This window comes from Ruegeria sp. BE1, from assembly GCF_056538885.1.
The window spans coordinates 145,800-167,450 of the sequence record NZ_JBQFTY010000001.1 but is presented as its reverse complement, the minus strand read 5'-3'; the positions used below and the strand labels follow the sequence as shown (position 1 = coordinate 167,450).

Here is a 21,651-nt window from a genome sequence, read left to right as displayed (position 1 = left end):
ACGGACCTCAAGTAGCGCCAAAACGGTGCGTTTTCCCTGTAAAATTCCCTGTTTTCAGGGAATTTTGGGTGAGACTGGCTAGCTGCAAACTGCCTGCACAGCCATTTTCACGTAAGTAATTAATTTTATTGAATAAAAAATGTTGAGGGATCCCGCAACAATCCCGCAACATTTTTGATGGCTCACAGGTACGGATTCCAACCCTTTTGTAGCTGTTTTCGAGCAACTTTTCTCACACGTGAAGAATCAGCCCACCTAGGCAAATCACTCATCTTCGCCTAGGCTGCGCGCAGGCAAAAACAGGAAAAACAAATGTATGATGCCAGAGCAGTTGCGAACTATGTCCTCGAGAGAGCTTGGGAAGCGGGATATGACCTTACGCAGATCGACATCCAAAAAATCTGCTATTTTCTTCATGGGCACCACCTAGTTGAGCACGGTGCGCCGCTCATCTCGACAGAATTTGAAGCGTGGGATTATGGACCGGTACAGAGAGTATTAAGAGGGTCGTTCAAGAAGTTTGGCGATCAGCCAATACGCGAACTGGCGAGTGCTTTTGATCCCATAAAGCGCGTAAAACGAGAACTCCCGAAAATCTCAGACAACGCCGCGATTGATACAATCGAAAAGCACCTTCCATTGTATCTCGATGTACCCAGTTTTGAGTTAGTTGAGATGACACACCAGCCCGGTACACCTTGGTCACAAACCATGGAAGATGCTAAGGTACGGGTAAACGTCGGCATGAGAATCGAAAACCGGACCATTGCCGAAAGGTTTGAAGGCATAACCGAGTAGCAAGAGGTATCTCTTGAGCAGAAAAATGAGGAAGGTCAAAGGCCTTCTAGGTAGAATCCAATTTGTTGATCTCGCGGTTGCGATGGCTCAACCAGTGGCGATGCGAAAAGATCATCTCCGCACCTATCTTGATAGAGCATTGGCCGGTGGTCGGATGAGTTCATACGAGCAATTCCGGCGAGCAATTCCAAACATCTACGGTGTGACACGTGGTCTAGACCTGTCTCCTCCGCCAACTCTCGAACAGTTGCAGACGGAAACCAGATTGAAAATTCGGATGCTGCAGCGCGGAATTTCCCGCAACAAATCCCGCAACATTCTTTGAGGTGTACGGTCGTAACTATCTGTAATTTAATGTATTTTTGAAAAATTTTAATCCTACCACCCCAGCCATGATTTTCCCTAAAATCACGCACTGAATAATAAGCCGCCGATTGTAGCAAATTTTCAGAGACTTAGCTTTTGGCGTTTTGAGCTGAGACCCGAATGTGAGCGCAACAATGGTTGATTTCCGGCCGCAGTCTCAGTTCGCGATTCCGGCGGTACGAGTTTGGTGGCTTTGGATGAGTCTATAGATCAAAGTGCAGAGAAGTGACGAAGCATTTCAGTGATCTTCGCGCTGAGAATTTGAGTTGAACACAGCAACAGTACCTGACCGCGGCCTTTCACAACCTGTCTTGCCTTCGCTTTCGAACTAGCCTGATTTAGCCGAACCAGTCATGCAAAGTTCACGCAATGGGCACAGAAAACACACCGGTTGTGTTGGACGACACAGCGTTTGGCCAAGCATTTTGACGAGCTGATGATGGTCATCGATATCCTTGGCGTTCCAGTCGCGGGGCAGTATTGGAACCAGTCGTTCGTAGACCTCGACAGTGCTATCGTAACGCCCGATCATGCCAAGACGGCAGAGAACACGCAAATGATGGGTGTCCAGAACGATAGCAGGCTTTCTTAGGGTGCTAAAGTTCAGGACAGCCGCGGCTGTTTTCCGGCCAACGCCCGGCAGCTGCTCCAACCAACCGAGGGCATAATTCACCGAAAACACCTCAAGAAAATCGAGCGTTAACGCACCCTGGCTAGCGGTGACTGCCTGAAGTGCTTTTTTCAGCCTTGCTGCCTTAACGTCAGAAAACGTGACCTCAGAGATTAAACGCCGAATTTCGTCGACAGGCGCGTCCCGAAGGCTTTCCCAATTCCTAAATCCTTCGCGAAGGCGGAGAAAGGCCGCAGCCGATACCTCCCCGCGGGTCCTTCCACCAATTAGACCCACGACCAGTTGTGACACAGGCTCCAGCAGGAAATACGGCCCGGGCTGGCCAAAACAGCAAGAAAGCCGTCGATGGATTGCGATCAAACGATCAGTACGTTCGTCAGGCATCAAGAGTAGCTGCATGGTGAGCAATATAGCAGGATCGTGAACAAGTAGCGAACATCAACACTGGGTCGCGAAATACCTTACTTGGAAAAAAGGAGACTCTTCGAAAAGCTGCTGATCTGCCTTCGGATTTCCGTCCCATCGACGTTAAAGCACGTCTAAACGGTACGTTTCTCACGTGGAAGTCCCTGCTTTCAAATAGCTTTTGGGAAGGACCGCCCAGCTGCAAACACTCTAAAGTGCCATGGTTCCTTTTTGGCTTCATTCTTCCAAAGTGCCGCTGCTTGGCCAGATAGTCATGACTTGCCAGCCTGTGGTTCTTGGGATTTGGTGAGCAACACTTGGCAACCTAAGGGCTCGCGCGTCATGAAGCTTGAATTTCACCACATCAACTATGTCTCGGATAATGTCGAGCGGTTGCACCGTTTTTATACTCAGGTCCTTGGGCTTGCGGATATTCCGATCGAGAATTTCCCCCGCTCGGATGAAACCGAAAGCTCGGGCTACAGCGGTAAAATCCGCTTTGCCACCGATGGCACGATGCAAATGCATCTTGCCGAAAGAAATCTGGATGTTGCGTTCAAACATGGCGAGGCGATCAACCCGGTTGAGCGCGGCCATATCGCCTTTCGCACCGATGATATCGAGGCGTTCAAAAAGCTATTGGACGACAACGGAATTCACTACTCGGACTACGGAACCGCCTTTGCCAAGGAATGGCATCAGCTGTTCTTTCACGACCCCGAAGGCAATATCATCGAGGTTCACCAAGCGGTCTGAAACCAAAGGAGCCGCAGTTGAAACAAGCTGTACTGGTCGTAGATGTTCAACCCAGCTTTGACCCGCCGGACTGGTTGGTCGAACGCTGCCAGCATGTTGCGACGCGCTTTCCATCCATCGCTACGGTCGAACGCAATGACGAAGCAAAGGTACCCTTTTTCAAACAGCTTGGATGGAAGCCCCGCTCGATCGATGACAGCCTTGTTCATACAGACAAGACCGTCTTGAAATACGGGTACGGGCCGCCGCCAGAGGTCATTGAACAGTTCCGCGCCTGGAATATCGACCGCGTTCTGGTGTGCGGTATTCAGGCAGAAACCTGTGTGCTGGCCGCAGGGTTCGCTCTGTTCGATGCGGGGCTTCAGCCGACCATGATCGCAGATGCAGTTGTCGGGTCTTCCCTTGATCGCAGCGGTAAGCTTGGGCTGGATTTATGGCGTCATCACTTTGGTCAGATCATGAAGAATCATTTAGAAATCGCCTGACATGGGACAGGATAAAATTCTTATATACCACTGAAACTTATTCTAATTTCAGCGCAGTTCGGTGCGAACAGGTAATTGGACTTACGATACGTAAAGCGCGCCATCGTTTAAATCGGTTTCAGAGCGGCCATATTCCCCTCATCCCTTCATTTTTAACCGTGTCTGCCGAAACGGACGAGCCCGGCAGGCCCTTGTTCATACAGGATGGTCCCCATGAATTTCATTCTGCGCGGTAGCCTGGTTACGCAAATCATCATCGGTCTTGTGGCTGGTGCCCTTCTCGCCACATTTTGGCCAGCCGCTGGATCGGCCGTTGGGTTGCTGGGCGACTTCTTTGTCGATGCGCTGAAAGCGGTTGCACCTGTTCTGGTGCTGATCCTGGTCTGCGCCGCGATCACCAACCACAAAAAAGACAGTCAGGCCCGCATGGGGCCAGTTGTACTGCTGTACATCCTGGGAACCTTTGCCGCCGCTCTGGTAGCGGTGGCCGCCAGCTATCTGTTCCCGGTGACCCTGCACCTGACCGGCACACCCGAATTGCTTGAGGCCCCGGACGGTCTGGCCGAAGTGGTCAAGAACATCCTGCTGAAAATCGTCGACAATCCGGTGAACGCGCTGGCACAGGCGAACTACATCGGCATTCTGGCCTGGGCTGTGGGCCTTGGGCTGGTGTTCCGCCATGCCAGCGACACGACCAAGACAATCATGTCCGATCTGGACAGTGCCATAACCAAGATCGTCGCGGCCATCATCCGAGTTGCCCCCATTGGTATCTTTGGCATCGTGGCGTCGACCATTGCAGAAACCGGATTTGCGACCCTGGCCAGCTATGGTCACCTGCTGCTGGTTCTGATCGGTTGCATGGCGTTTATGGCGCTGGTGATGAACCCGCTGATCGTATTCCTGCGCATCCGCAAGAACCCCTATCCGCTGGTCTTCACCTGCCTCAAGGAATCCGGCATCACCGCGTTTTTCATGCGCAGTTCGGCCGCCAATATTCCGGTGAACATGGAACTGTGCCGCCGCATGGGTCTGGATGAGGAAACCTATTCGGTCACCATCCCCATCGGTGCGACGATCAACATGGCTGGCGCGGCGATTACCATCACGGTGATGACGCTGGCAACCGTGCACACGATGGGTATTCAGGTCGACTTCCTCTCGGCGCTGTTCCTCAGCATCATCGCATCCATTGCCGCGACCGGAGCATCGGGCGTTGCGGGCGGGTCGCTCTTGCTGATCCCGATGGCAGCCAGCCTGTTTGGCATCGACAACGCAACCGCGATGCAGGTGGTCAGCATCGGCTTTATCATCGGCGTGTTGCAGGACTTGGCTGAAACCGGGCTGAACTCTTCCACCGATGTGCTGTTCACGGCGGCCGGGTCGTACAAGCAAGGGGATCCCTACCCAAGTAAACTGCCGATGGAACAGGTCGCGGCCTGAACGCCCGACAAAAACTGGCCTGCAGCGGCCGAAACAGATCAGCCGCTGCGGGCCAACTTCAAAGAAGTTCACAGTGACTGCTTGAGCGGACACCGATAAAAATGTTAATATTGCAATATATTAGCCGTTAGTCTATCGGCCAAAACACATTCAAATCAAAGCAATAGAAACCGGAGGGATAGAATGGCACATTTTCATCGCACAGGGCAAAAAGCGTTTGGCGCGGCACTTTTCACGCTGATCGGTTCCTCCGTTTTGGCCCAAGATTCCGACTGGTCCTATGAGGCGACGATTTATCTGTTCATGCCCGAGACCGAGACCAGTTTCGAGACACCCCAGGGCACTCTGGACGCCACGCTCAGCTTTTCGGACGCGCTGGAAAACCTGGATTTCGCCTTTATGGGCGCAATCTCAGCGACCAACGGTCAATGGAGCGTTCTGGCCGACTACAATTACACCAACCTGTCTTTCGGCAGCAGCGGCCCTGCCGGAGGATCCCTGGACAGCTCGGTCAAAACGCAGTTTCTGACCGGTCTGCTGGGTTACCGGGTGCGCGACGACCAGGCGATGCAGGTTGATTTGGCAGGTGGATTCAGGTGGTACAGCACCGATACAGATTTCGCCTTGACCACAGGAGGCGGAGCCTCGCAAAGCAACACCGCCGATGACAGCTGGTTCGACCCTGTTGTCGGTGTTCGCGCCCGCGTTGCCCTTTCCGATGCCTGGAGCGGTACGGCCTATGTCGACTATGGCGGCTTTCGCAGCGGCAGCGAGACGTGGTCCGTTCTGCTGACGGCGGATTATGAGATCAACGACAGGTGGTTGTTGCGCGGCGGATACCGCTATATCTCATTTGATCACGACATTGACGGCAGCGACTATTCCTTTGACCAGTCCGGGCCACTGATCGGGGCTGCCTACCGGTTCTGAGGGGACGGATCGGCCCACTATCCATCTCTCCAATGCATCATGGATGCAGATGACCTATCGCACCATGCGACGTGAGGGGCGGCGCAACGTCTTGCATTTTTCGCCGTGCCGCCCCACTCGCCAAAGAATTGTTGACGAACGGGGGCGGTTTCGCCCACAGTCCATTCTGTCAGAAGATAAGGACCCAAGGCAGTGAGACCCACGCTTCGACAACCGATGATGCGTCGCGAAACCGGGTGCGATCTGGTCGCCTGACCCGCCGGAACAGACCGTTTTCATCTGACCCGGCGCGGGTCTGTTTCCCTTCTTCAGGCTGATACCTCAATGACCATGACAGATGGATTGCGTATGGCAATCGACATCGGTGGGACGTTCACCGATACCGTCCTTTTGGACGATGCCTCTTGCGTGGCGGCGACCACCAAGACCCCCACCACACCGCAGCGCCCCGCGCTTGGCGCGGTTGCAGGCGCAACCCATGTGCTGGACAGCGCGGGGGCCGATTGGGCGCAGGTTCGCGGATTTATCCACGGCACGACACTGGCCACCAACGCCCTCATCGAGCGGCGCGGAGCCGCTACAGCCACCATCACCACGCGCGGATTTCGCGACATCCTCGAAATCGCGTATGAGCGGCGCTATAGCCAATATGCGATTGATCTGGTCAAGCCGGACCTGATCGTACCCCGCACCCGATCATTGACCATCGGCGGGCGCATGGATGCCACGGGGCTTGAGTTGGAGCCGCTGGACGTGGCAGGCGTTGCGCCTTTGGTCGAGGCGTTGAAGACGCTAGGGGTTGAGGCCGTCGCCATCTGCCTGCTGCACGCCTATGCCAACCCCGCGCATGAATTGGCCCTGCGCGACCTGCTGGCCCGGCACATGCCCGATCTGGTCGTCTCGCTGAGCCATGAGGTCAGCCCCGAAGCGCGTGAGTTTGACCGCTTGTGCACCACAATCGCCAACGCCTATGTGCAACCGCTCATGGCCGGTTACCTGCAGGATTTTGAAGCTCGGTTTCGCCAGCTTGGTCTTAACTGTCCGATCCTGATGATGACGGCAGGCGGTGGCATGACCACGCTGGACACTGCCGCCCGGCTGCCGATACGTCTGGTGGAATCCGGCCCCGCCGGAGGGGCCGTTCTGGCCGCCCGCATCGCCGAAGCAACCGGCGAAACCGATGTTCTGTCCTTTGACATGGGCGGCACCACAGCCAAGCTGTGCCTGATCGACGGTTTTCGCCCTCAGACAGCACGCAAGTTTGAAATCTCGCGCGCGGAACGGTTCATCAAGGGCTCGGGCATGCCGGTGCGCATCCCGGTGATCGAGATGATCGAGATCGGTGCCGGAGGCGGCTCAATCGCCAGTGTCGACCGTCTGGGCCGCATTCAGGTCGGCCCCCACAGCGCGGGGTCCGATCCCGGCCCTGCGGCATTTGGCAAAGGCGGCAACACGCCAACTGTCACTGATGCCGACTTGACTCTGGGTCTGATCGAACTGGGGCGCTTTGCCGAGGGGCGCCTGCGGATCGACGCGAATGCGGCTTCGCAGGCCCTGACGCAGGATGTTGGGAACCCGCTGGACCTAAGCCCCGATCAGGCAGCCTTTGCGGTGAGCGAGATCGTCGATGAAAGCATGGCCAGCGCAGGCCGCATGCATGCCGTGGAATCCGGCAAAGACCTGAGCGCCCGGTTGATGATCGCATTCGGTGGCAACGGCCCCTTGCACGCCACACGCGTGGCCCGGCGCGCGCAAATGCGGCGCATACTGGTCCCGCGTGATCCGGGTGTCGGCTCGGCCGTTGGGTTCCTGTTCGCTCCTGTCTCTTACGAGGTGATCCGATCCCGCTATGCCCGGCTGGATGACCTGGACATAGACGGGCTGAACCGTTTCTTTGAAAACATGAAGGCAGAGGCCGAACAGGTCGTCCGCGCCGGAGCCCCCATGGGCACGCTGTTGCAACGAAGGGTGGCCTATATGCGCTATCATGGGCAAGGGCATGAGATCGAAATCCGCCTGCCCGACCGCGCGCTGACCCCGGCGGACCTTAGCGCTTTGCGGCAGGCGTTCGAAACCGAATACAGCCGACAATTCAGCCGGATCGTGCCGGGCATGAGCATCGAAATCCTGAACTGGGGGCTGTCCGTCTCCTCTCCCGCCCCAGCGCATGAGCCGTATCCTGACCCACCGGCAAGACAGCAGGTCACGGCAACCGAACACCGCCAAATCCTGTGCGATGTCACCGGACAATGGCGTGCAGCGGGCGTGTTCGACCGGTCCAAGTTGACGCCCGGCGCAACGCTCAACGGCCCGGCCCTGATCATCGAGGCCCAAACAACCACATTCGTCAGCGCCGATTTCAGCGCCACCATTGATGGCCAGGGCAATATCTGGCTGACCCGGCCCACGGAGGTTCAACCATGATCCCATCAGATACCCGCCTGCAAGTGATGTGGAACCGCCTTCTGGCCGTGGTCGAGGAACAGGGACAGGCGCTGATCCGCGCGGCCTTTAGCCCCATTGTCCGTGAATGCGGCGACATCTCGGCCGGGATTTTTGACGCGCAGGGCCGGATGCTGGCACAGGCCGTAACCGGCACGCCGGGGCACATCAACACCATGGCCGAGGCCGTCAAAACCCTGCGCGCCCGCTTTTCCCAAAGCCAGATGAAGCCCGGCGACATCTACATGACCAACGATCCGTGGATCGCCTCGGGCCATCTGAACGACTTTCTGTTGATGATGCCGGTGTTCTTTGAGGGGGCGGTAATCGGGTACACGGCCTGCACCTCGCATCTGGTCGATCTGGGCGGGTTGGGCATGGGGCCCGAAGGCGCGGACATCTACGACGAAGGGCTGCTGATCCCTCCGTGCAAACTGGTCGACGCGGGCGAGGTGAACGCCCTGTTGCTGGAGATCGTCAAAGCGAACTCGCGCGAGCCCATCGCCAATGAGGGAGACATCTATGCGCTGATTGCCTGTTGTGAGGCCGGATCGGTGCGGCTGGTTCAGATGATGCAGGAATTCGGGCTATCGGACCTGCGCGCCCTGTCGGATTACATCATCGAAACCTCACGTCGTGGCACTCTGGACGCCATCGCTGCGCTGCCCAAGGGCACGTGGCGGCATGTGCTGACGGTCGACGGGTACGAAGATGAGATCGAATTGCACGCTGCCCTTACCATTGCCGACGATCACCTGCTGCTGGATTTCGACGGCACCGCAGGCTGTGTGGGCAAGGGGATCAATGTGCCGCTGAACTATGCGACCGCCTATTCCGTCTTTGCCCTGCGCTGCATTATCGGGGCGGACATCCCGAACAATGCAGGCTCGCTTGACCTGTTCCGTGTGACCGGGCCCAAGGGGTGTATCCTGAACGCGCAACCTCCGGCCCCGGTGGCCATGCGGCACACGCTGGGGCAGATGACGCCTGATCTGGTCTATGGCTGCCTGTCGCAAGCCCTGCCCGACAAAGTTCCGGCTGAGGGCGCATCTTGCATGTACGACCTGCCCCTGCGCCACGCGCCGGAGGCGGTGGATCGCGGCGACGATCTCTTTGCGCTGGAACTGGTCTTCAATGGTGGCACCGGTGCGCGCCCGCATCTGGACGGCCTGTCCGCCACGGCCTTTCCCAGCGGCGTCTGGGGCAGTCAGGTCGAAACGACCGAGGCCACAGCCCCGGTCCTGTTTCACCGGCGAGAGCTGCGGGTTGATTCTGGCGGTGCCGGACGATTGCGGGGCGGGTTGGGCCAGCATATCGAACTCAGCGCCGCAAAGGATCAGGACCTGATGCTGTTTCTGTCGGTCGAGCGGATCAGAAACCCTGCGCAGGGTCGGGATGGTGGGTTGGACGGTGCCCCCGGGCGCATCACGGTGCAACCCGGACACCGACCGCTTCCGGGCAAAGGCGAGGTTCGGATCAGGGCTGGTGAGACGCTGGTTTTCGAAACGCCGGGTGGCGGTGGTTTCGGACCGCCGCAGGACCGATCAGACGAAGCGCTGCAAGCCGATATCCGCGCGGGGCTTGTCAGCGACAAGGCCGCACGCACGTTGTATCGGAGGCCCTCATGACCCACCCAAACGCGCATATCGCGCGCATGTCGCCCTACGCGCTGGCCGATCTGAACGCGCCCGCCGACAAACCGCTGATCTCACTGTCGCAAAACGAAAGCCTGCGCCCGCCCAGCCCAAAGGTGCAAGAGGCCGCGATGGGAACCATGGGCACGTCGATGCTGTATCCCGACCCTGACTGGAGCGACCTGCGCCACGCTTTGGCCAACAGGCACGGGATCGACCCCGGGGATATCTTGTGCGGGAACGGATCGCTCGACCTGATTGGATGTCTGGCGCGGGTGTTCGCCGGGTCGGATCGGGCGGTGCTGGCCCCTGCCCACGCCTATCCTTTCTTTCAGACAGCCGCGCGACTGGCGGCTGCTCGGTTTGACACGGCCCCGGAAACGGATGCCACTGTCAACGTGGAAGCACTGTTGACCGCAGTCCAGCCGGATACCGGGATCGTCTTTGTTGCAAACCCCGGAAACCCGACCGGGACGCGCATTCCCAAATCCGAGCTCACCCGCCTGCGAGAAGGATTACGGCCTGACATCCTGCTGGTGATCGATGAAGCTTATGGCGAATTCGCCGACCACCTTAGTGAACGGTGTTTCGATATGGTGGATAAGGGCAACACGGTCGTTCTGCGCACCTTCTCCAAAGCTTACGGCATGGCCGGGTTTCGCGTTGGATGGGGGCTGTTTCCGAGCGCCATTGCGGCTGAGATGCGCAAGGCCATGAACCCGAACAACATTCCGGCTAGCGCACAGGCTGCGGCTATAGCGGCGGTGCAGGATGACAGCTATGTGCGCGAGACCTGCGCGATGACCGCCGCCTTTCGGGATCAGGCCGCCACTGATTTGCAGGATGCGGGCTTCTGCCCGTACACCAGTTTCACCAATTTCCTGCTCTTGGACATGGGCAGTCCCAAGGCCGCAGCCAGTGCGGACAACGCACTACGATCCGAGGGCGTTTTCCTACGCCCTCAAGGGGGCGCGGGCTTGCCGCACACTTTGCGCATGACCGTCGGCCCACGCGAGGCGATGGGCAAAGCAATCACCATCCTGAAACGCTGGAAATCAGAGGGCCAGACATGACCATATCCCGAGGACGCGCCCGGTTGGGGGTGCTGGTTCCGTTCACCAACACCAATCTCGAACCCGATCTGGCCCTGATAGCCCCGGCGGGCATTTCACTGCACGTGGCCCGGATGGGCGGGTATGACGAAGATGAAATTCCCGATGAGGCCCAAATGCACGATCTCGGGGCCGCCGATCTGGAGGAGCCCTTGCGCCTTTTGGCCGGGGCGAAGCCGGATGTGGTTCTCTATGGCTGCACGTCGGCGACCTTGACCCATGGTCCAGCTTTTGACCGGGACCTTGCCCGACGCATCAGCGCCAATAGCGGGGCCAAAACGGTGACTGCCGCCGGGGCGCTGGCCCATGCGCTGAACACGTTGGGGGTGAAACACATCGGTTTCGCCTCTCCCTATGTGCCCGCAATTAACGACATGGCGGTGGATTTTCTCGCGACCTTGGGTTTCGAAACAGTCCACCGGTCCGAGATTGCCGAGGCTTTGGACAACGAAGGCCAGGGCGCGTTGCACCCGGATGCCGTTTTTGAGTTGGGCCGTTCAGCGGATCATCCAAACGCTCAGGCACTGGTCCTGTCCTGCACCGACATGCGCAGCGTTGAAACCATCGACCGGCTGGAACAGGCAGTTGGCAAACCTGTGATCACATCAAACCAGGCGATAATGTTTCAGGCGCTGCAGATGGTGGGCCTTGCGGATCCCATCACAGGGTTCGGTCAGCTGTTGCAACGTTGCAGATAGATTGCAAGGTTCAAAGCTGATGGCAAACCCAACCCGGACCCGGCGAATTGGGTTGCGCATGACCCGAAAATCGAATTGAAACAAGATATACAAATACTTGAGATTTTGAGCTCCCCGAAAATTCAGGCCAGAGAGGTTTGCGGTATGTGGAAAACAAAAGCGGTCGCGGGTGTCGCAATCATTGGTGTGCTGGCAACAGCCGGCTACTCTTATTGGTCCCGTGACGACGGTTTTGTCGATATTCCTGCTGGCTCATTTTTGATGGGGTCTGAACGCTACCGGCCCGAAGAAACCCCCGTGCATCCGGTAGATGTCAGCAGTTTCCGCATAAGTCGAACGGAAATCACCAATGCCCAGTTTGCGGAATTCGTGGCGGATACCGGCTATGTAACGACCGCTGAAAAGGGTTTGGACAAGGACAAGTTTCCAAACGTTCCCGACGATTTGCGCGCCCCTGGATCCATGGTCTTTGCGCAACCCTCGGAACATGTCGACCGCGAGAACCCCAATCTGTGGTGGCGCTACGTGGCCGGTGCTAGCTGGCAAAACCCAACCGGCCCCGGCAGCTCCATTAATGGGATGGACGACCACCCGGTCGTGCAAATCTCACCAGAAGATGCCGCCGCCTATGCCAAATGGGCCGGAGGACGTCTTCCGACCGAAGCCGAATGGGAATATGCCGCACGCGGTGGGCTAGAGGGCGCGAACTATACCTGGGGCGACTCGTACGACCCTGCGCAAGGCTGGAAAGCCAACACATGGCAGGGCCGCTTCCCCAATGAGCAATTGGCCGAGGACGGTCATCCAGGCACGGCTCCGGTTGCAAGCTTTGCGCCCAATGGGTTTGGCTTGCATGACATGGCCGGAAATGTGTGGGAGCATGTATCGGATTGGTGGATTCCAGGCCATATCCCCTCTGAAGAGCCCGACCCTCAGGGGCCCGATGCGCAGTTTGCGAAACGTTATGCCAACTCGGCCATGGGGCCGATGCGGGTTGTCAAAGGAGGGTCATGGCTGTGTGCCCCGAACTTCTGCCGTCGCTACCGCCCCGCCGGGCGCCAACCGGCTGAGCTGAGCCTGGGCACCAATCATATCGGCTTTCGCGTGGTCAAAGACGTTCAGACGAACTGAGCCCGCAAACAGCAGAAATTCGTTGTTACTTTCGACAATGGATGACTTATTTGGGGGCACGACCCCAAGCGTGCGGTCCTGTTCTTTGAAAGGCTGACAATGAATATCCTGCGAAACCTGACACCGTTCGTTCTGAGTTTCGGCGTTCTGACAAATGTACCGGCGCAAGCCGAACAACACAGCCCAGAACTGCAATTCGCCACGCAGTCCGAAGATCTATACTCCGTCGCCATCGTAGCAACCGGCGGCACGATAGCCGAACGGATCGATCCCGACACAGGTGGCGCCGTGCCCGCCGTTTCGGCCAAGGACCTTGTTGCCGCGGTCCCCGGATTGTCAAAGTTGGCCAATATCGGTGTAGACCAATTCAGCAATATCGACTCGTCGCAGATGACACCGATGGACTGGGCGCAGCTAAGTGTGCGGTTGGACCAGATCCTGTCGCGCGATGACATTCAGGGGGCCGTGGTCACGCATGGAACCGATACCATGTCCGAAGGCGCATTTTTCGTCGATCTGACGCTGAAAAGCAAAAAACCAGTGGTGTTTACAGGTGCGATGAACAACGCCTCAAGCCCCAACCCCGATGGCCCGGGAAACATGTACAACGCCGTGGTACAGGTGCTGTCTCCGAACGCGCAGGATTGGGGGGTTTCGGTTACGTTGAACCAATACATCAACTCGGCCCGTCATGTCCGTAAGACCCAGACAACCAATGTTCAGACCTTCAATTCAGGGGAAAAAGGGTATCTGGGTTATGTGTTCAACGGTCAGGTGCAAAGGCTCAATGATCGCCTGCACCGCGTGCATGTCCCCCTGCCCGATCCTTTACCATCCTCTTTGCCGGATGTGCCGGTGATCATGGCCTATTCAGGATCGGACGGCAGATTGCTGCGCCACGCGGTTGACACCGGCGCACAGGGGCTTGTGGTTAACGGGGTCGGTGCGGGCAATGTGGATGCGAACATGTTCAGCGCGATCAAATACGCACTGGAAAAAGGCATTCCGGTGGTGATCGCGACGCGTGTCTATCACGGCAATGTCGAACCCGTTTACGGAGATGCCGGGGGCGGTGAAACCCTGCAAAAGGCCGGCGTTATTCTGGCCGGAGACTTACCCGCAGCCAAAGCGCGCCTGTTGCTGATCGCCGGTCTTTTGCATCACGGGCCGGACACCAAAGCGTTGAAGAAGCTTTTCAAGCAATAGACACCCATACCGGGCTAAGCAGGCCGGTTCCAGCGCAAGCCGGAGTGTTCTCGAACCGACGGGCACCAGCAAAGGTTGCGCCCGATTTCACCGCTGGGCAGCTGTGCTTTTTCTCACCACAAATAGCGCGCAGATTGCGCTATTGCGAGTTCGGTCGGACAGCCTCAAGTTGCCTCTGTTATTGACAACAATTCAACAAGTGTTTAAATGTTTCCATGACAAGCGCAGACCTGCATATTGACCAAACGACTCAGTTGGCGGAGACCTTCGGGCTCCTCGCCGACCCGACGCGCTTGTCGATCGTAATCGCTTGTATGGAACAAGAGCGGTCCGCGGGGGACATCGCCGCAAAGCTTGGCACGTCTCCGTCACTGACCAGTCATCATCTGAGGCTGCTGCGGTCGGCCCGGATTCTGAAATCGGAAAGACGCGGCAAGCAGGTTTTTTACACAATGGCAGATGCCTGTGTCCGCCGCGTTCTGACGATCATGATCGAGCATGTTTTCACACATGCCCAAGACCCAATGGACGACATCGTATAGGAGAAGAACTATGACGACAGTTACCCAACAGAAATGCGCCTGCGACACCTGCGTTTGCATCGTGGACATCAAGGATGCGGTCAAGAAAAACGACCGCAACTATTGCAGTGACAACTGCGCGAATGGCCACCCTGACGGCGTTGGATGTGGCCACAGCGGTTGTGCCTGCGACGCGTGAGTATTGATTTCAGCGGCATCCACGCTGTTCTAAAGTGTGGATGCCCCCCCGTCAGTTGTTGATACGCTGGCCAATTTCCGAGAGATCAGAGAGAGCCTGGGCCAAGACCTCTAGGTACGTGCCGTCGGGCGCTGGATGCGCCAATGGCGGTAGCACCACGTTTTCCAGACCCAACGCGCTAACGGCCTGCAGGGCTGCAGCATCTGGTTTGGCTTCCCAAATCAAAATTCGCGCCCCGGTCTGTTGTTTCAGATCACGCAGCACGGCAAGCTGTTCCGCATCAGGGCTGGCACCGGCCTCCCAGTCCAGCGATTTAATCCGCAGATTGTAGCGCTGCCCGAAATACTGGTACCGCGGATGCGTCGTGATCACGACACTCCCGCCAATTTGGGAAACCGCATTCCGGGCACTCTGGTCCAATGCCTCAAGATCATCCCGCAGCGTTTCCAGACGCGCTGACACCTCGTCGGGCGGGGCAAGATTGCGCGACACGATCGCCTGCGCAATCGCTTCGGCCTGAGCAGCCGCCAAAGTCGGATCCAGCCAGATGTACGCGGCAAGACCTTCATGTGAATGCTCGCCACCGTCGCCATGGCTGTGGGTGATACTTTCGGTGACGATGAACTGATCCTTGATCGCCCCAGATGTGTCCACCAAACGGGATCGCGGCAGCGATACGCGATCAACCCATGTTGCAAACCCCGCACCGTTCAACAGGATCAGGTCCGCCGATTGTACCCTACTGATATCGCTGATCGAGGGCCGCCAGAAGGACGGATCAACCCCGTCGGGCACCGGGAACACAACATCAGCGGATCCATCCAGTAGACGCTCGGCAAAATAAGTCAAAGGGTAGTTGACCGCGACCACCTGCGGTCGTTCCTGCGCCGCTGCACCCACTGCTATCAGCATGGAAAAGGCAGCTACAGCGCGGCCCCAAAAACGCTTCATCCTCAGCTCCCGCATTTACGCGCAATATCCTCGGGCGTTACAATCCAGTAATTGTCATGCCCGCCGGTATCGACCTCGATCACCAAACCGGTGGAATGGTCGACATTGGCCAGCGGGATCTGCGCGGTGCCGTCACTGCCGAGCGTTAACGTCGCCAACACGTCGTTTTGGCCATCCAACACGCGCACATCGCCTTTGCGGGCTGGCTTGCCATTCGAGAATTTGGCTTCGACATTTACCACGTCACAGTCGACAGACGCAAAAACGACAAGACCGTGTGCGACCGCAGCCACAGGGGCAGCGGCACAAAGCGCCGCCAAACCAAACGCGCGGATCACTGGCCGGTCCAGTCTTCGAAATGAACCCAGATCACCGCGCCCAGCTCAACGGCCTTGTCTTCTCCATCCTGCGGCAAGGTGTAATCCGCGGTATTGAGCGCCGCGAACCCCCACCAGCCGTCAGACGGCGCGGCATAGGTAAACACGCCATTGGCATCGGCCTTTACGGTTTGGGTGATCATCAGCTCATCAGGGACGGTGGCGCCTGCTCCGTCGTTAAGGAATTCAACCTCAACCTCGGCGTAGGGAACCGCCTCACCGTCCATTTTCACAATGCCCTGAAACACGTTGTGCTCCCACAGTCCAAAGGGCTTGGACAAGGGTACAATCTCGGTTTTCAGGCCAAGTTCGGTGTCCCAGCCTTCATCATCGCCATAGGCCGTCACATAGGTTTTCGTGTAGTGAATGATGAACGCATCCTCGGCAGGCTCCCAATAAGGTTCGGGCTCCATCGCGAAAATGTAAGTGCCCGGACGTTCCAGAGGGTAGTCAAGCGTATACCCCTGTTCGTCCATGACCGTTGCGTCCTGAAGGCTGCTCAGGATGTCGGTCGTGCTCCCCTCATGCGTGACGGTAAAGGCCGCGGGCTTGTCCAGTGTCATACCGTCCAGTTCGAACGGGTGCGAGAACGACATGATCAGCGACAGGCTGCGCCCGTCTTCCTGGCTGATCATGGGATCGCTGGGAATAATCATGCCGTAATGGGCCAGCGCCGGTGACACTGCGATACTGCTGACCAAAGCCGCTAAAACAATATGTCTTCCCATTATTCTCCCTTTCTCATGCACCAAGCGAGAGCAGCCAACCCACCCACGTCTCGGCATTTCGTGAAACCAATACGGCCCCAAGGGCCGCGATACACCCTGACACACACAGCAACGTCACGGTCTCTGCCGCCAATAGGCGCAGAACCATCCCCCGTCGGGCCCCCAGCTTGACAGCCGTCGCGATTTCCCGTGCACGCAGCCGATAGCTGAGGAAAACGGCCAGCCCGACCGCTGCGACTGCCGCAACGGCAATGATCGCGGTGACGACGTTCAACAGCGCTTTGATCCGGAAGATGCGATCGACCAATCCCTGAATGACGCGGGCAGGCTCGACCAACTGATTTGGGTTGTCGCGATCCAGATAACGACCTTTCAAAATCGTGGATGCCCGTGTGTCATAGGGGGCGACAATGACCGCAGTGGCCGGGAAACCGGCCTGCGTGCCGTGAAAATGAAATCTGTCAATGTTTTCAGGCGTGATGCGTTGGTATTGAACCACGGCGGCATCTGCCAGCGCTGCAGTTCCTGCGGCGACATCTGCGGCAGTGACCACGTTTTCATGCCCGTGGCCGATCCCCTGAATCACCCAGGCCGTTTTGATATCGACAAAGATCGCCTGGTCGTCGGGTGTATTTGTCGGGGCCAGAACACCGACAATTGGCATTTCCAGTGGATAGGTTCCATCCAGATCGAACAGGTTTTCGGGGGCCGATACCAGACTGTCGCCAACGCCCTTGCCCAGCGCCTCGGCCACCGATGCACCAATCACGGCATCGCCCAGCAATGAAAGGCCGCGCCCGTCGGACAGGGTGAGGCCCCGGAAGTCGAAATAGTCCAGCGTGGTGCCGACAATGCGAAACCCGTCCGAGGAAAAGGCAGTATGCACCGGTATCGGCAAGGCCAACCCACCATCCCAGATCGCGTCCACTTCGCGCATGGCAATCGGATCGGGCCGTTCGTCGGAAAAATAGAGCGCAGCCATGGTCAGATCCAGCTGCGACCCACGGCTGCCCAGCAAGAGCGGGGTCGCCTCGCCTCGCGCGACAAGGGCGGTTTGGCTGGTGGCCAACAGGATTTGCGTGGCAATCGGCACGAACATGATCAGGGCGGCAGTGACCACAAGAACAAGGCTGCGCGCCCAGTGAAACCGCAGATAGGCAAAGGCAAGAAACACCGCATTCATACCGCCGCCACCTCGCGATATTGCGCGAAATCAATCACCCGATCGAAACGTGGCAGCAGTTCATGGTCATGGGTTACGGCCAATAGGGTCGCGCCCGCATGGGACGCCTGTTCGAACAACAGATCGAGAATGCGCCCTTTACTTTCGGGATCAAGATTGCCCGTCGCCTCATCTGAAAGGATGAGGCTGGGTTGCGTCACCAATGCCCGGCAAATCGCGACCCGCTGCTGCTCGCCCTGGCTAAGCGCGGCGGGATGCCTGTCCAATTTGTCACCAATCCCGCAGGCATTGGCCAAATCCTCTGCCCGGTTGCGGGCGCTGGCATCAAGTCGCAACGCCGGAGTGATGCGATAGGGGTACAGGATGTTTTGCCGGGCGGTCAGATAGTCCAGCAGCGCGAAATCCTGAAAGACAAAACCGATATGACTGGCGCGAAACTGACGCCGCCTGACATCGGTCAGCGTGGCAACGTCCACACCAGCGACCGAGATTTGCCCCGCATCCGGCGGCAGAATTCCGGCAATCAGGTTCAACAGGGTCGTCTTGCCACTGCCACTTGGGCCCACAATGGCCAGCCGTTCGCCCTCGGTCAGTTCCAACCGGGGAATGTGCAGGCGAAACCCGCCTGACGCGTATTCAAAGGCAAGGTCATCGATGCGGATCATTGATCATCTTCCGGGGCCAGGAACGTTTCACCTGCCGCATCGCGATTGACCTCACGCAGTTTGAAATCGGTTATGCGCCACGCCCCTTCGACCGGAGAGATCGAGAGATCTGCGCTGTAGGTGTTACCCCGCACGTGCAGGTGTTCCGCATGTCCCACTGTGCCGATGACCTGCCATGTGGCGTCAATGGCCAGCGTCGCGCCATCGCGCGCTACATCGCTGCTGACCATGTTAATTTCGTGGATCGTCTGATCCGCCTCCTCCAACCCGCCGCCTGCCATTGCGCCGACCCGCTCAAGGTAGAGGTATTCCAGCGCATCCCCATGCGTGACCTCGGCCAGCGTGTCATAGATTGCGTCTTCCTGCGTTTCGGCAAACGCGCTGTACACGACCAACAACAAGGCTGGTGTCAGTTCGTCCGACAGTTCATGCGCCACGGCGACCGTCATCCCGGGCATGCCCGATACGGAATAGGCCGTTGTGTCTGACGCGCGACCCGCACCTTCTGACGACAACAGAAAAACACCGGCAAAAATGCCGACGCCCAGACAGAACACCGCGGCTAACAGAAATTCTTGACGCACTAATCTCAGTCCCAAACTAATTCGAATACGTAAAGAATTGCGGTTTGGATCTATTTTAGCCTGACCATTTCAGCAATTGTCGTGCGTCGCGTGGCTTCAACCGGCGAAAAGGTTCTGTTTCAGGTCCCGATCCAGTTGCCTGTCCGCCTCAATCAGCTCTTGAATCGCCGTACGCCCCAATACGCGCTGGCGGTATGCGTCCAGTTGCGGAAACGGGGACGGATCGACCTGAGCGTAATCGGACAAAACGAAAAACCAGGTCAGATAGGCGTCTGCGGCTGAAAACCTGTCACCCAGCAAAAAGTCGTGTTCGCTCAGCTGACGTTCAAGGATTTCAAAACGTCTCGGCACCAACGCGCGAACGCGGTGTTTTACCTCTTCGGTGGCTTCTTGATAGAAGACGACGCGAAACAGACCTTTGTGCAGTTCCGTCGCGCAAAAAGTCAACCAGCGCAGCATTTGAAAATACGAAGGGTCCAAAGGATCGATCCGAAAAGAATCATTGGCCGACTGCGCCTGAATCCAGGCAATCACGGTCGAGGTTTCGGTCAGCCTGCTCCCGTCGTCCAACTCCAGAACCGCCACCTGCCCCATCGGGTTGATGTCAAAGAGCGACTGTCCCGAGGCCAGTTTCTTGGTCGACAGGTTGACGGGGGAAATGTTCAGATCAACGCCGCCCTCTGCCGCCGCAAACCGCGCTGCCAATGAGCATGTAAGGGGTGCATGATACAGGATCGCCATCTGCTTTTCCTATCGTTTCATTTTCAGCCGTTCACCCGTCCGCGTGATGTGTCTGGGCGGCTCTGATCTCAGCGATTGAGTGGCGCAAGCTATCCATCTTATCATCGATGTCCGCAGCCCCCAGCATTCCCTGATCGGCCAGCGTTTCCTCTACCGCCTGCAGCCAACATTCAAAATACCGGCTTTCAACCGATCTGGCCGTATGCGCGGCCTCATGCTTTTCCATTTCTGTGATCAAAGCTGCAAACCGGGTTTGAAAGACGGCCCAGGGAAAGAACCCCTGTTCAACCATAGCCACGACAAGCGCAAAAACCCGGGTTTGCCATGGGACCCAGAACAATGGCCCAGTTTCGCCCAAGCCCGGGATCGATTGGCGCATCGATGCAAGCGCGTGCTTATGGTCTTCAAACGGCTGCAAGATAACTCTCCCACAGGTCCAGACAGACGCGGCCATTGGGCTCTGCCGCGTCGCCCCAAAGATCAGAGGCCAGGAACTCCACTGTATAGCAATGCTGTGGCTGGGGACCCTGCCCTGCGGCCATTGCATCGGCGAATTGGAAAACCCCGTTATCAGCAATGACTTTGCCCAGATGGTTGCGTACATAGCGCGGGACACGGGTGTGCCCGGCGGGGCTGTTGGCCAGAACACGTACCGTTTGGCCAACAGAAAACAGCGGAGCAGCCGTGGCGGACGGGAATGTCATCTCAGCCCCCGCCTTGGTCGCGGCCAGAACCTCAGCCGGGCCAACTGCGGGATGGTCATCATGCGGGATGTCATACGTCTTGCGGCCCAAAGCCACCTCTTGCGCGTCCACCAGACCCGCCTCCCGAACCAGAGCAGTGGCTGCAATTGCCCATTTCTCAAAATAGTCCAGCCGCAGATAGTCGTCGGGTGCAAGACGCTCAATCGCATAACGGTGCTGATCGGCGCAAAAGGGAACCGACCAGGCCAAGGCTTCGGTCAGGGCAAAGGCGCGTTTTTGCCAGTCATGATCAAAGGCACGGTCCTTGTCGCGCGGGATTTTCCCGAACCCGTGCATCCCGCCCATATCGTGAATGCCATCCATACGCCGCCCCTAAACCAACGCCGTGCCGATCATGCCGTCACGGGTCACAAGCTTAGCCAAGTCCGCATCGGACAGCCCGTCTGTCCCGTCGGGCCGACGCGGCAGAACAAGATAGCGGATTTCTGCGGTGCTGTCCCACACCTTGACCTGCACCTCTTCGGGCAATGTGACGCCGAACTCTGCCAAAACGGCCCGAGGTTCCCGCACCACGCGTGATCGGTAGGCGGGGCTTTTGTACCATGTGGGCGGCAGGCCCAGTACCGGCCATGGATAGCAGGAGCACAAGGTGCAAACGATCACGTTGTGAACTGTAGCGGAATTCTCGACCACGCGGATATGTTCGCCCTGAAACCCACTGAACCCCATTGCGTTGATTGCGGCGGTTCCATCGCGCAGCAGCCAGTCTTTGTAGTCCGGGTCTGTCCAGGCCCGCGCCACCACAGCCGCGCCATTGCGCGGACCGGTTTCGCGTTCATAATACTCGACAATACTGTCGAGCGTTTCGGGTTTGACCAATCCCTTGGCCACCATCAACTCTTCCAGCGCGCGTACGCGCAAGGCGGGGCCTTCTTCCAGCGGGTCGTGATCATGGGGCATG

At 57.8% G+C, this 21,651-nt stretch carries 25 protein-coding genes; 14 read left to right on the top strand and 11 right to left on the bottom strand.

Annotation, left to right across the window (positions count from 1 at the left end; translation table 11 throughout):
• The first annotated feature begins 312 nt into the window (after positions 1–312).
• A complete protein-coding gene (locus ACR0J5_RS00895; RefSeq protein WP_480649976.1) occupies positions 313–798 on the top strand; it encodes a Panacea domain-containing protein in 486 nt (161 codons plus the stop codon).
• A gap of 13 nt (positions 799–811) precedes the next feature.
• The gene (locus tag ACR0J5_RS00890) at positions 812–1,123 is read left to right on the top strand and encodes a hypothetical protein (protein ID WP_480649975.1); all 312 of its coding nucleotides are present in this window, start codon (positions 812–814) and stop codon (positions 1,121–1,123) included.
• A 369-nt stretch (positions 1,124–1,492) separates the two neighbouring features.
• Here the strand turns inward: ACR0J5_RS00890 and ACR0J5_RS00885 are convergent, their stop codons facing one another.
• Positions 1,493–2,179, bottom strand: a complete 687-nt coding sequence (locus tag ACR0J5_RS00885) for an endonuclease III domain-containing protein (RefSeq protein ID WP_480649974.1) — start codon at positions 2,177–2,179, stop codon at positions 1,493–1,495.
• Positions 2,180–2,542: 363 nt separating this feature from the next.
• Between ACR0J5_RS00885 and ACR0J5_RS00880 the strand changes: the two genes are divergently transcribed.
• The 12 genes from ACR0J5_RS00880 to ACR0J5_RS00825 all read left to right on the top strand — a co-directional run bounded on the left by ACR0J5_RS00880 (position 2,543) and on the right by ACR0J5_RS00825 (position 14,757).
• Complete coding sequence (locus tag ACR0J5_RS00880; protein WP_480649973.1) at positions 2,543–2,956, top strand: VOC family protein; 414 nt, start codon at positions 2,543–2,545, stop codon at positions 2,954–2,956.
• 17 nt (positions 2,957–2,973) lie between these two features.
• Complete coding sequence (locus ACR0J5_RS00875) at positions 2,974–3,441, top strand: cysteine hydrolase family protein (protein ID WP_480649972.1); 468 nt, start codon at positions 2,974–2,976, stop codon at positions 3,439–3,441.
• A 213-nt stretch (positions 3,442–3,654) separates the two neighbouring features.
• Positions 3,655–4,884 carry a serine/threonine transporter SstT gene (gene sstT / locus ACR0J5_RS00870; protein WP_480649971.1) on the top strand — a complete coding sequence of 410 codons (1,230 nt, stop codon included), beginning with the start codon at positions 3,655–3,657 and terminating at the stop codon, positions 4,882–4,884.
• Between the two features lie 183 nt (positions 4,885–5,067).
• Positions 5,068–5,814, top strand: coding sequence for a porin family protein (locus tag ACR0J5_RS00865; protein WP_480649970.1), 747 nt, complete (start codon positions 5,068–5,070; stop codon positions 5,812–5,814).
• 330 nt (positions 5,815–6,144) lie between these two features.
• Positions 6,145–8,238 carry a hydantoinase/oxoprolinase family protein gene (locus ACR0J5_RS00860; protein ID WP_480649969.1) on the top strand — a complete coding sequence of 698 codons (2,094 nt, stop codon included), beginning with the start codon at positions 6,145–6,147 and terminating at the stop codon, positions 8,236–8,238.
• Positions 8,235–9,884, top strand: a complete 1,650-nt coding sequence (locus ACR0J5_RS00855; RefSeq protein ID WP_480649968.1) for a hydantoinase B/oxoprolinase family protein — start codon at positions 8,235–8,237, stop codon at positions 9,882–9,884. The genes ACR0J5_RS00860 and ACR0J5_RS00855 overlap by 4 nt, the downstream gene beginning before the upstream one ends.
• On the top strand, positions 9,881–10,963 hold the full coding sequence (locus ACR0J5_RS00850) for a pyridoxal phosphate-dependent aminotransferase (RefSeq protein WP_480649967.1): 1,083 nt from the start codon (positions 9,881–9,883) through the stop codon (positions 10,961–10,963). The genes ACR0J5_RS00855 and ACR0J5_RS00850 overlap by 4 nt, the downstream gene beginning before the upstream one ends.
• The gene (locus tag ACR0J5_RS00845; protein ID WP_480649966.1) at positions 10,960–11,700 is read left to right on the top strand and encodes a maleate cis-trans isomerase family protein; all 741 of its coding nucleotides are present in this window, start codon (positions 10,960–10,962) and stop codon (positions 11,698–11,700) included. The genes ACR0J5_RS00850 and ACR0J5_RS00845 overlap by 4 nt, the downstream gene beginning before the upstream one ends.
• Before the next feature lie 144 nt (positions 11,701–11,844).
• Positions 11,845–12,831, top strand: coding sequence for a formylglycine-generating enzyme family protein (locus tag ACR0J5_RS00840; RefSeq protein ID WP_480649965.1), 987 nt, complete (start codon positions 11,845–11,847; stop codon positions 12,829–12,831).
• 99 nt (positions 12,832–12,930) lie between these two features.
• Positions 12,931–14,037, top strand: coding sequence for an asparaginase (locus ACR0J5_RS00835; RefSeq protein ID WP_480649964.1), 1,107 nt, complete (start codon positions 12,931–12,933; stop codon positions 14,035–14,037).
• A 215-nt stretch (positions 14,038–14,252) separates the two neighbouring features.
• Complete coding sequence (locus ACR0J5_RS00830; protein WP_480649963.1) at positions 14,253–14,579, top strand: ArsR/SmtB family transcription factor; 327 nt, start codon at positions 14,253–14,255, stop codon at positions 14,577–14,579.
• A 10-nt stretch (positions 14,580–14,589) separates the two neighbouring features.
• Positions 14,590–14,757 (top strand): metallothionein, encoded by a 168-nt coding sequence (locus ACR0J5_RS00825; RefSeq protein ID WP_480649962.1) that lies wholly within the window; start codon positions 14,590–14,592, stop codon positions 14,755–14,757.
• Between the two features lie 51 nt (positions 14,758–14,808).
• On the opposite strand, the gene ACR0J5_RS00820 is transcribed toward ACR0J5_RS00825, so the two are convergent.
• The 10 genes from ACR0J5_RS00820 to nthA form a co-directional block, all read right to left on the bottom strand.
• Positions 14,809–15,708 carry a metal ABC transporter substrate-binding protein gene (locus tag ACR0J5_RS00820; protein WP_480649961.1) on the bottom strand — a complete coding sequence of 300 codons (900 nt, stop codon included), beginning with the start codon at positions 15,706–15,708 and terminating at the stop codon, positions 14,809–14,811.
• Positions 15,709–15,710: 2 nt separating this feature from the next.
• Complete coding sequence (locus ACR0J5_RS00815) at positions 15,711–16,046, bottom strand: hypothetical protein (RefSeq protein WP_480649960.1); 336 nt, start codon at positions 16,044–16,046, stop codon at positions 15,711–15,713.
• Entirely contained in the window at positions 16,043–16,813 is a 771-nt protein-coding gene (locus tag ACR0J5_RS00810; RefSeq protein ID WP_480649959.1) for a DUF4198 domain-containing protein, read from the bottom strand. The genes ACR0J5_RS00815 and ACR0J5_RS00810 overlap by 4 nt, the downstream gene beginning before the upstream one ends.
• A 13-nt stretch (positions 16,814–16,826) precedes the next feature.
• Positions 16,827–17,996: an ABC transporter permease gene (locus ACR0J5_RS00805; protein ID WP_480649958.1), complete on the bottom strand. Its 1,170-nt coding sequence runs from the start codon at positions 17,994–17,996 to the stop codon at positions 16,827–16,829.
• Positions 17,993–18,661, bottom strand: coding sequence for an ABC transporter ATP-binding protein (locus ACR0J5_RS00800; protein ID WP_480649957.1), 669 nt, complete (start codon positions 18,659–18,661; stop codon positions 17,993–17,995). The genes ACR0J5_RS00805 and ACR0J5_RS00800 overlap by 4 nt, the downstream gene beginning before the upstream one ends.
• Positions 18,658–19,245 carry a hypothetical protein gene (locus tag ACR0J5_RS00795; protein ID WP_480649956.1) on the bottom strand — a complete coding sequence of 196 codons (588 nt, stop codon included), beginning with the start codon at positions 19,243–19,245 and terminating at the stop codon, positions 18,658–18,660. The genes ACR0J5_RS00800 and ACR0J5_RS00795 overlap by 4 nt, the downstream gene beginning before the upstream one ends.
• 96 nt (positions 19,246–19,341) lie before the next feature.
• Positions 19,342–19,986, bottom strand: coding sequence for a glutathione binding-like protein (locus ACR0J5_RS00790; protein ID WP_480649955.1), 645 nt, complete (start codon positions 19,984–19,986; stop codon positions 19,342–19,344).
• A gap of 31 nt (positions 19,987–20,017) precedes the next feature.
• Positions 20,018–20,365 carry a nitrile hydratase accessory protein gene (locus ACR0J5_RS00785; protein ID WP_480649954.1) on the bottom strand — a complete coding sequence of 116 codons (348 nt, stop codon included), beginning with the start codon at positions 20,363–20,365 and terminating at the stop codon, positions 20,018–20,020.
• Positions 20,366–20,390: 25 nt separating this feature from the next.
• Positions 20,391–21,053, bottom strand: a complete 663-nt coding sequence (gene nthB, locus ACR0J5_RS00780; RefSeq protein WP_480649953.1) for a nitrile hydratase subunit beta — start codon at positions 21,051–21,053, stop codon at positions 20,391–20,393.
• Positions 21,054–21,062: 9 nt separating this feature from the next.
• Entirely contained in the window at positions 21,063–21,650 is a 588-nt protein-coding gene (nthA, locus tag ACR0J5_RS00775; RefSeq protein WP_480649952.1) for a nitrile hydratase subunit alpha, read from the bottom strand.
• Position 21,651: the final 1 nt, after the last annotated feature.

Coding starts and splice junctions, on each gene's coding strand:
- ACR0J5_RS00895 (WP_480649976.1), top strand. CDS start 313: ATGTATGATGCCAGAGCAGTTGCGAACTATGTCCTCGAGAGAGCTTGG.
- ACR0J5_RS00885 (WP_480649974.1), bottom strand. CDS start 2,179: ATGCCTGACGAACGTACTGATCGTTTGATCGCAATCCATCGACGGCTT.
- ACR0J5_RS00880 (WP_480649973.1), top strand. CDS start 2,543: ATGAAGCTTGAATTTCACCACATCAACTATGTCTCGGATAATGTCGAG.
- sstT (WP_480649971.1), top strand. CDS start 3,655: ATGAATTTCATTCTGCGCGGTAGCCTGGTTACGCAAATCATCATCGGT.
- ACR0J5_RS00865 (WP_480649970.1), top strand. CDS start 5,068: ATGGCACATTTTCATCGCACAGGGCAAAAAGCGTTTGGCGCGGCACTT.
- ACR0J5_RS00860 (WP_480649969.1), top strand. CDS start 6,145: ATGACAGATGGATTGCGTATGGCAATCGACATCGGTGGGACGTTCACC.
- ACR0J5_RS00855 (WP_480649968.1), top strand. CDS start 8,235: ATGATCCCATCAGATACCCGCCTGCAAGTGATGTGGAACCGCCTTCTG.
- ACR0J5_RS00850 (WP_480649967.1), top strand. CDS start 9,881: ATGACCCACCCAAACGCGCATATCGCGCGCATGTCGCCCTACGCGCTG.
- ACR0J5_RS00845 (WP_480649966.1), top strand. CDS start 10,960: ATGACCATATCCCGAGGACGCGCCCGGTTGGGGGTGCTGGTTCCGTTC.
- ACR0J5_RS00840 (WP_480649965.1), top strand. CDS start 11,845: ATGTGGAAAACAAAAGCGGTCGCGGGTGTCGCAATCATTGGTGTGCTG.
- ACR0J5_RS00835 (WP_480649964.1), top strand. CDS start 12,931: ATGAATATCCTGCGAAACCTGACACCGTTCGTTCTGAGTTTCGGCGTT.
- ACR0J5_RS00830 (WP_480649963.1), top strand. CDS start 14,253: ATGACAAGCGCAGACCTGCATATTGACCAAACGACTCAGTTGGCGGAG.
- ACR0J5_RS00825 (WP_480649962.1), top strand. CDS start 14,590: ATGACGACAGTTACCCAACAGAAATGCGCCTGCGACACCTGCGTTTGC.
- ACR0J5_RS00820 (WP_480649961.1), bottom strand. CDS start 15,708: ATGAAGCGTTTTTGGGGCCGCGCTGTAGCTGCCTTTTCCATGCTGATA.
- ACR0J5_RS00810 (WP_480649959.1), bottom strand. CDS start 16,813: ATGGGAAGACATATTGTTTTAGCGGCTTTGGTCAGCAGTATCGCAGTG.
- ACR0J5_RS00805 (WP_480649958.1), bottom strand. CDS start 17,996: ATGAATGCGGTGTTTCTTGCCTTTGCCTATCTGCGGTTTCACTGGGCG.
- ACR0J5_RS00800 (WP_480649957.1), bottom strand. CDS start 18,661: ATGATCCGCATCGATGACCTTGCCTTTGAATACGCGTCAGGCGGGTTT.
- ACR0J5_RS00790 (WP_480649955.1), bottom strand. CDS start 19,986: ATGGCGATCCTGTATCATGCACCCCTTACATGCTCATTGGCAGCGCGG.
- ACR0J5_RS00785 (WP_480649954.1), bottom strand. CDS start 20,365: ATGCGCCAATCGATCCCGGGCTTGGGCGAAACTGGGCCATTGTTCTGG.
- nthB (WP_480649953.1), bottom strand. CDS start 21,053: ATGGATGGCATTCACGATATGGGCGGGATGCACGGGTTCGGGAAAATC.
- nthA (WP_480649952.1), bottom strand. CDS start 21,650: ATGCCCCATGATCACGACCCGCTGGAAGAAGGCCCCGCCTTGCGCGTA.